This is a genomic window from Pseudomonas edaphica (assembly GCF_005863185.1).
In the GTDB taxonomy this organism is placed as follows: domain Bacteria; phylum Pseudomonadota; class Gammaproteobacteria; order Pseudomonadales; family Pseudomonadaceae; genus Aquipseudomonas; species Aquipseudomonas edaphica.
Window position 1 is genome coordinate 1 of record NZ_VBVZ01000343.1, and the last position, 6,728, is coordinate 6,728.

The following is a 6,728-nucleotide window of genomic DNA, read 5'->3' on the forward strand; positions in this document are numbered from 1 at the left end:
AGGGTGATGCCATCGCAGGCAAGCCAGCTCCCACAGTTGCTCCTCGGTGTTTATGAGGGCTTAGTACACATCCCGTCGATAGCGGCCCTGCTCAATCAAACGCTCCACCGCTTCGCTGCCCAGCACCTCGTGCAGCACTTGATCCACACCCGTGGCCATGCCCTGCAAGCTGCCGCACACATAAATCGCGGCGCCTTCGGCCAGCCATCTACGCAATACGTCTGCCGATTCGCGCAGGCGGTCCTGTACGTAGATTTTCTCTGCCTGGTCGCGGGAAAACGCCAGGTCCAGCAGGGCCAGGTCACCGCTGGCCAGCCAGCCTTGCAGCTCGTCCTGGCACAGGTAGTCGTGGGCAATATTGCGTTCGCCGAACAACAGCCAGTTGCGCTGCTGGCCATCGGCGATGCGCGCTTTAAGCAAACTGCGCAGGCCGGCCAGGCCGGTGCCGTTGCCCAGCAGTATCAGCGGCACCGGCGCTTCGGGCAAGTGGAAGCCACTGTTGCGGCGCAGACGCAGGCTGACGCCGGAGCCGATGGCTGCGTATTCGGTCAGCCAGCCCGAGCCCAGGCCCAGGCTGCCGTCGGGGTGGCGCTCCTGGCGTACGATCAGCTCCAGCACGCCGTCGCTGGCGATCGAGGCGATGGAGTATTCGCGCATGCCCAAGGGCACCAGCGCGTTGACCAGCGCTTGTGCGTGCAGGCCCACCAGATGCGCGCGGTTGTCCGGCAGTTGGCGGGTGGCCAAAGCCTGGTTGAGGGTTTGCGCCAGGCCGTCGATCAACACACCATCGCTGCCGACCAGGCCCAGGCCTGCGAGGAAATGCTCGATGGCCCACGGGCAATTGCGCGGCAGCACTTCCACCAGGTCACCGGCCAGCCAGCTTTGCGGCGCAGGCGGCGTGAGGCCCAGCAGGTAGATGTCTGAGCCAACGCTGTCGCGGTTAAGCAGGGTGCGATGGGTGAGGGTCCAGATTTCAAACTGAGGCGCCTGCCAGGCCGCTGCCGGTGCTTGGCCGGTGATTTGGCCCAGTTGTTGTTGCCACATCAGCAGCACTTCGCTGTCGCCGCTGTCGACTTCCACCGGCGCGAATAACGGCGTGCCGCCCTGGTGGGTCAGCCAGAAGTGCAGGCGCCGGGCAAAACCGCAGAAGTGTTCATACTGGCGATCACCGAGGGCCAGCACCGAGTAGTTCAAGCCTTTGAGCGACAGATCCTGGCCGAGCACGCTGCGCTCAAACCCCCGGGCGCTGTCTGGGGCTTCGCCGTCGCCGAAGGTGCTGACCACGAACAGCGCATGCTGCGATTGGCTCAGGTCGTGCTGGCTGACGCTGCCCAGCGGCTGCACTTTCACCGGCAAGCCGGCGGCCTGCAATTGCCCGGCGGTTTGCCAGGCCAACTGCTCGGCAAAACCGCTCTGGCTGGCAAAGCCGATCAGCCAGGCCGGCGCATCGCTGTGGTTGGCGCCGAGGCCGTTGCGGGCGTCGCGCACCTGGCGCTTTTTGCGGCGACGGTCCAGGTACAGCAGCCAGCCGGTGATAAAGAACAACGGCATCATCAGCGAACTGAGGGTGAGGAGGATGCGCCCGGTCCAACCGAAGTAGCTGCCGGTGTGCAACGCATAAATGCTAGTGAGCAATTGGGACTTGAGCGTCTTGCTGGCGTATGGGGCGTGGGTTTTGACCTCGCCGGAGGACGGGTCCAGGTTGATCTGGTTCAGCGCGCGGTCGTGGGGCGATGAGTTGAGCAGGTAATACACAATGGCTGGCTGCCCGGCGACGGCCGGCATGCGAATGTTGTAGGCGATCAAACCGGGGCCGGCGTTGGCGTAGATGCTGCTCCATATGGCGTCGTAGTTGGCCATCGGCGCCGGGCCTTCGGGCGGCGGGCCGCGTTTGCGCAGGCGCTCGTTTTGCGGCGCGTCGGACAGCAGTTTGTTCAGGCCCTGGCTGTACCAGTCGTAGGACCAATACAGGCCGGTGAGCGCCGAGAACAGATAGAACAGCAGGCACCAGGTGCCGAACACCGAGTGCAGGTCCCAGTTGAAGCTGCGGCCTTTCTTGCGCCAGTCCAGCGTCAGCCAGGCGCGCCAGCTTGCCACTTGGCGCGGCCAGCGCAGGTACAGGCCCGAGAGGCAGAAGAACACCAGGATGAGGCTGCAGGCGCCGGTGATGTTACGCCCGGTTTCGCCCATGGCGAGGAAGCGGTGCAGCTGCAAGATAAAGCCGAGCACATCCTGGCCGACGGCGTCGCCCATGTAGTCGCCGGTGTAGGGGTCGAAGTAGCGCATCTGGCCACGCCGTTCGCCCGGCGGGGCGGTGAAGAACACACGCGCGGCGTTGCCGCTGTCGCTTTCCACCCACAGCATCGATACGGTCTTGCCTTCGGTGGCCTCAAGCTTGCGCACCAGTTCGGCAGGCGGCAGCACACCGGCTTCGCGTTTTTCGACCTTCAAGACTGTGGGGTTGAGCGCCCGCAGGATTTCATCCTGAAACGAGACCGCAGCCCCGGTTATCCCCATCAACGCCAGCACCAGCCCGGCAGTGATGCCGAAGAACCAGTGCAATTGGAACAGGGTTTTTTTCAACACGTCGGACCGCCTCGCTCATCTGGATGTCGTTGTCACGGCGCGCATTATGCCGTGGGTTAACGAGAAAAATTCTGTTTTACACGCAAAAGCCCCACGCATCCGATGCGTGGGGCTTTTGGCTGAACGTTGACCGGGTTTAGAAGTGGAAACTGGTGGTCAACAGCGCCGTACGCCCGGCGGCCTGGTTGGCAAAGTGCGCCGCGTAGGCTTTGTCGTAGTAGGTCTTGTCGGTCAGGTTTTGCACGTTCAATTGCAGGTCGACGTTCTTGGTCAGCTTGTAGCTGGCCATCGCGTCGTAGCGGGTGTAAGCCGGCACGTACACGGTGTTGGCAGGGTCGCCGTACACCTGATCGACGTAGAACGCGCCGCCGCCGATGGTCAGTTTTGGCGTGATGTCGTAAGTGGTCCACAGGCTGAAGGTGTTCTTCGGCGTGTTGGGCATTTGGTTGCCTTTGTTGGAGCCGGCCGACACTACGTTTTGACGGTTGCCGATCTTGCCTGGGTCGACCAGTTCGCTTTTCAGGTAGCTGTAGCCGGCAAACACCTGCCATTGATCGGTGAGCTTGCCGCTGGCCGACAGTTCCAGGCCATCGACACGGGATTCGCCGCCGTTTTCGAAGGTGTTGGAGTCCACCAGGATTCGCGTGTTTTTCTTCTCGGTACGGAACACTGCTGCCGTCAACGACAGGCGGTTGTGGAACAGGTCCCACTTGGTGCCCAACTCGTAGTTGACGGTCTCTTCGGGTTTCAGGTCGCTGGTGTTGATGCCGGTGACGAAACCATTGGTTTCTTGCCCTTCACCCACCAGCCCGCCGACCGGCTGCGCCGAGGTGGCATAGGAGGTGTAGATGCTGCCGTTTTCCAGCGGCTTCCAGACCAGACCCGCCTGCCAGTTGAAGAATTGGCTGTCGTCCTTGAGCTTGCTGCGGCCGGCTACGGCGTTGGTATTGGCTTGTGTATCAAAGGTGTCGTAACGCAAACCGACGTTCAGCAGCCATTTCGGGTCCAGCTCGATGGTGTCGAACACATAGGCGGCGCGGCTGGTGGCCTTGGTGTTGGTGCCCATGTAGTTGCGTGCCACGCTGCCGGTCCAGGCGTCATCCGGTGTCGGGTTGCTCAACGAGGTGCACTGGCCGCCCAGGCTGCCTTTGGCCACGGTGCAGGTCGGGTTGCTGTTCGGGCTGACGGTGTAGCTGCTGACGCGGGTTTCTTCACCGGTGAATTCCAGGCCGGTCGAGTACGAGTGTTTCATGCCCGCCAGTTGGAAGTTGCCGAACAGATCGGTCTGGTTGGTGGTGGTGTCGGTGGTCGACACACGGGTGTTGGCGCGGCGCCACACCGTGCCGAAACGGCTGACGTTGCGCTGGCTGTCGTCCGGCTGAGTGAGTACGTAATCCTGGCCTGTGCTGCCATGGCGCAGGGTGTTTTTCAGCGTCATGTTGTCGTTCAGGTCGTGCTCGATGGAGAACGTGCTGATGTCGGCGCGGGTCTTGCGGAAATCGCGGTCTTTCAAACCGTAGAAGTTGTTGCTGTCGCCGCCGTCGGTGGGTTTGTCATGCCCGTGGGCAGTGGCGGTCGGCGAGCTGTAGCCATACGGAATGCCCGAGTCCGGCAGGTCGTCGCTTTCCATGTGGTAGTAGCTGAAGTTGACGCGGGTCGGTGTGCCCAGGCCGAAAGTCAGCGACGGTGCCACCCCCCAGCGGTCGTAGTTGATGGTGTCGCGGCCGGCCACATTCTGCTCGTGGCTCATCAGGTTCAAACGGAACGCGGCGTTGTCGAGGAACTGACGGTTCACGTCGAGTACGTAGCGGCGGGTCTGGTCGGAGCCGTAAGTGAAACCGCCGTTGGTGAAGTCACGCGCCTGTGGCGTCTTGCTCACCAGGTTGATGCTGCCGCCGGCCGAGCCACGGCCGCCGAACGAGGAATTGGGGCCTTTGCTGACTTCGATCGACTCGATGTCGAAGATCTCGCGGCTCTGGCCGCCGGTGTCGCGCACGCCATCCAGGTAGGTGTCGCCCTGGGCGTCAAAACCACGGATGAACGGGCGGTCGCCCTGGGGGTTGCCGCCTTCGCCGGCGCCAAAGGTGATGCCCGGTACGGTGCGCAGCGCATCCTGCAGCGAGGTGGCAGCGGTGTCTTTCAACACTTGCTGCGGCACCACGGTGACCGAGCGCGGGGTGTCCACCAGTGGCGCGGTGTACTTTTGCGACGAGGCTTTTTCGACCTGGTAGGAGGTGTTGTCCTGTTCCTGGCCGGTAATGCTGGTGGCGCCGAGGGAGATGCTGTTGCGCTCGCCTTTTTGTTCGGTGCTTTCGGCCGCTTGCGCCAGTTGGGCGGCAGAGCTGGCACTGAGTGCAACGCCGATGGCCGAAGCCAGCATGCGCGGTGAACTGGCAGGTGTTTTTAGCGTAGTGCGCGACATATCGAGTCCTTTCCCCAAGGAGGTGAGGCCGCGGAATATAGGGTCAACAAGACTTTCTATCAATTGCGATACATTACTATTCGCACTGAATTTACATTCTTTACACTTTTGCCTTACGGTTTTTACCCACTCATTCGTCCGCCGCGTTTTACAGGGCAGATAAGAATCAATACCATTAGCGCCTCTCTGTTTTCAGGTATTGCCCCATGTTGCTGCATATTCCCGGCCTGTTCTCTCGCGAGGAGGTGCTGCGCATTCGCCAAGCCCTGGAAAACACTGAGTGGGCCGACGGTAAAATCACCGCCGGGCACCAATCCGCCAAGGCCAAGCACAACCTGCAATTGCCCGAAGGCCACCCGCTGGCCAAGGAAATCGGCGCGGCGATGCTGGAGCGTTTGTGGAACAACCCGCTGTTTATGTCGGCGGCACTACCGCACAAAGTCTTCCCGCCGTTGCTCAACTGCTACACGGCCGGTGGCAGTTTCGATTTTCACATCGACAATGCCGTGCGCCAGGCGCGCGGCAGCCACGAGCGGGTGCGCACGGATCTGTCGTCCACGCTATTCTTCAGCGACCCGGAGGAATACGACGGCGGCGAACTGGAGATTCAGGACACTTTTGGCCTGCAACGGGTAAAACTGCCGGCGGGCGATATGGTGCTGTACCCCGGCTCCAGCCTGCACAAAGTCAACGCCGTGACCCGTGGCACGCGCTACGCCTCATTTTTTTGGACCCAAAGCCTGGTGCGCGAAGACAGCCAGCGCACGTTGCTGTTCGAAATGGACGGCGCTATCCAGCAACTGACCACGGACGTACCCGACCACCCGGCGCTGATCCAGCTCACCGGCACCTACCACAACCTGCTGCGCCGCTGGGTTGAGGTGTAAGCATGGGCTTTTTATTGCGCCGTGAAGAAGTGCTCAATGTCGAGCAACTGCAAAGCATGCTCGACGACTCCCCGGTGCGCGCTGCGCAGGCGATCCTCGTGGCGGCGAAGGAAGGCGTGGTCGACGCTCAAGCGTTGCTCGGGCAAATCCTGCTGGAAGGGCGCGGCATTGCACGCGATGAAGCGCTGGCACTGCGCTGGTTCCAGATCGCGGCCCATGGCGGGCATTGGATGGCGCGCAATATGACCGGGCGTTGCCTGGAGCATGGTTGGGGTTGCGCCGTCGATGAAGCAGCGGCTGCGCGCAATTATCGTCTGGCGGCAGAAGCTGGATTGGATTGGGGGCAGTACAACTACGCCAACTTGCTGGCGACCGGCCGCGGTGTTGCGCAAGACCGAGCGCAAGCGTTGGCGTTCTACCGGCTGGCCGCAGAGCAGGGCCATGCCAAGTCGATGAACCTGCTGGGGCGTTATCTGGAAGACGGCCAGTATTGCCCTCAGGATCTGGATGCGGCCGTAGCATGGTATCGCCGTTCAGCCGAAGGCGGGGATTTTCGCGGGCAGTTCAGCTATGCGGCGGTGCTGGCTGATAGGGGCCAGATCGAGGAGGCGCTGGGTTGGCTGCGCCAAGCACTGGCTGGAGGGAACCTCAAGTTTTTGCGCACGGCGCACAAGGCGCTGTTAAATGCAGCGCAGCCGGAAATCCGGTCTTTGGCTAAAGATTTCGAGCAGCGAGTGGCTCAATTAAACGATGAGCGGCATGGGTTAGCAGTTGCTGCACCGCTCTAAATCACTATGATTGAAGCTGATTCAGATTTAATGATAGGTTTCGCA

The 6,728-nt window shown here is 61.7% G+C and carries 4 protein-coding genes; 2 read left to right on the forward strand and 2 right to left on the reverse strand.

The features are described 5' to 3' along the window. Positions 1 to 60: 60 nt before the first annotated feature. Positions 61 to 2,586 carry a PepSY domain-containing protein gene (locus tag FEM54_RS20845; protein WP_138452767.1) on the reverse strand — a complete coding sequence of 842 codons (2,526 nt, stop codon included), beginning with the start codon at positions 2,584 to 2,586 and terminating at the stop codon, positions 61 to 63. A gap of 136 nt (positions 2,587 to 2,722) precedes the next feature. Continuing rightward, on the reverse strand, positions 2,723 to 5,008 hold the full coding sequence (locus FEM54_RS20850; RefSeq protein ID WP_138452769.1) for a TonB-dependent receptor: 2,286 nt from the start codon (positions 5,006 to 5,008) through the stop codon (positions 2,723 to 2,725). 206 nt (positions 5,009 to 5,214) lie between these two features. On the opposite strand from FEM54_RS20850, the gene FEM54_RS20855 reads away from it, so the two are divergent. Together FEM54_RS20855 and FEM54_RS20860 are read left to right on the forward strand one after the other, a co-directional pair. Continuing rightward, positions 5,215 to 5,895, forward strand: coding sequence for a Fe2+-dependent dioxygenase (locus FEM54_RS20855; RefSeq protein WP_017138298.1), 681 nt, complete (start codon positions 5,215 to 5,217; stop codon positions 5,893 to 5,895). Between the two features lie 2 nt (positions 5,896 to 5,897). After that, the gene (locus FEM54_RS20860) at positions 5,898 to 6,683 is read left to right on the forward strand and encodes a tetratricopeptide repeat protein (RefSeq protein ID WP_138452771.1); all 786 of its coding nucleotides are present in this window, start codon (positions 5,898 to 5,900) and stop codon (positions 6,681 to 6,683) included. Positions 6,684 to 6,728: the final 45 nt, after the last annotated feature.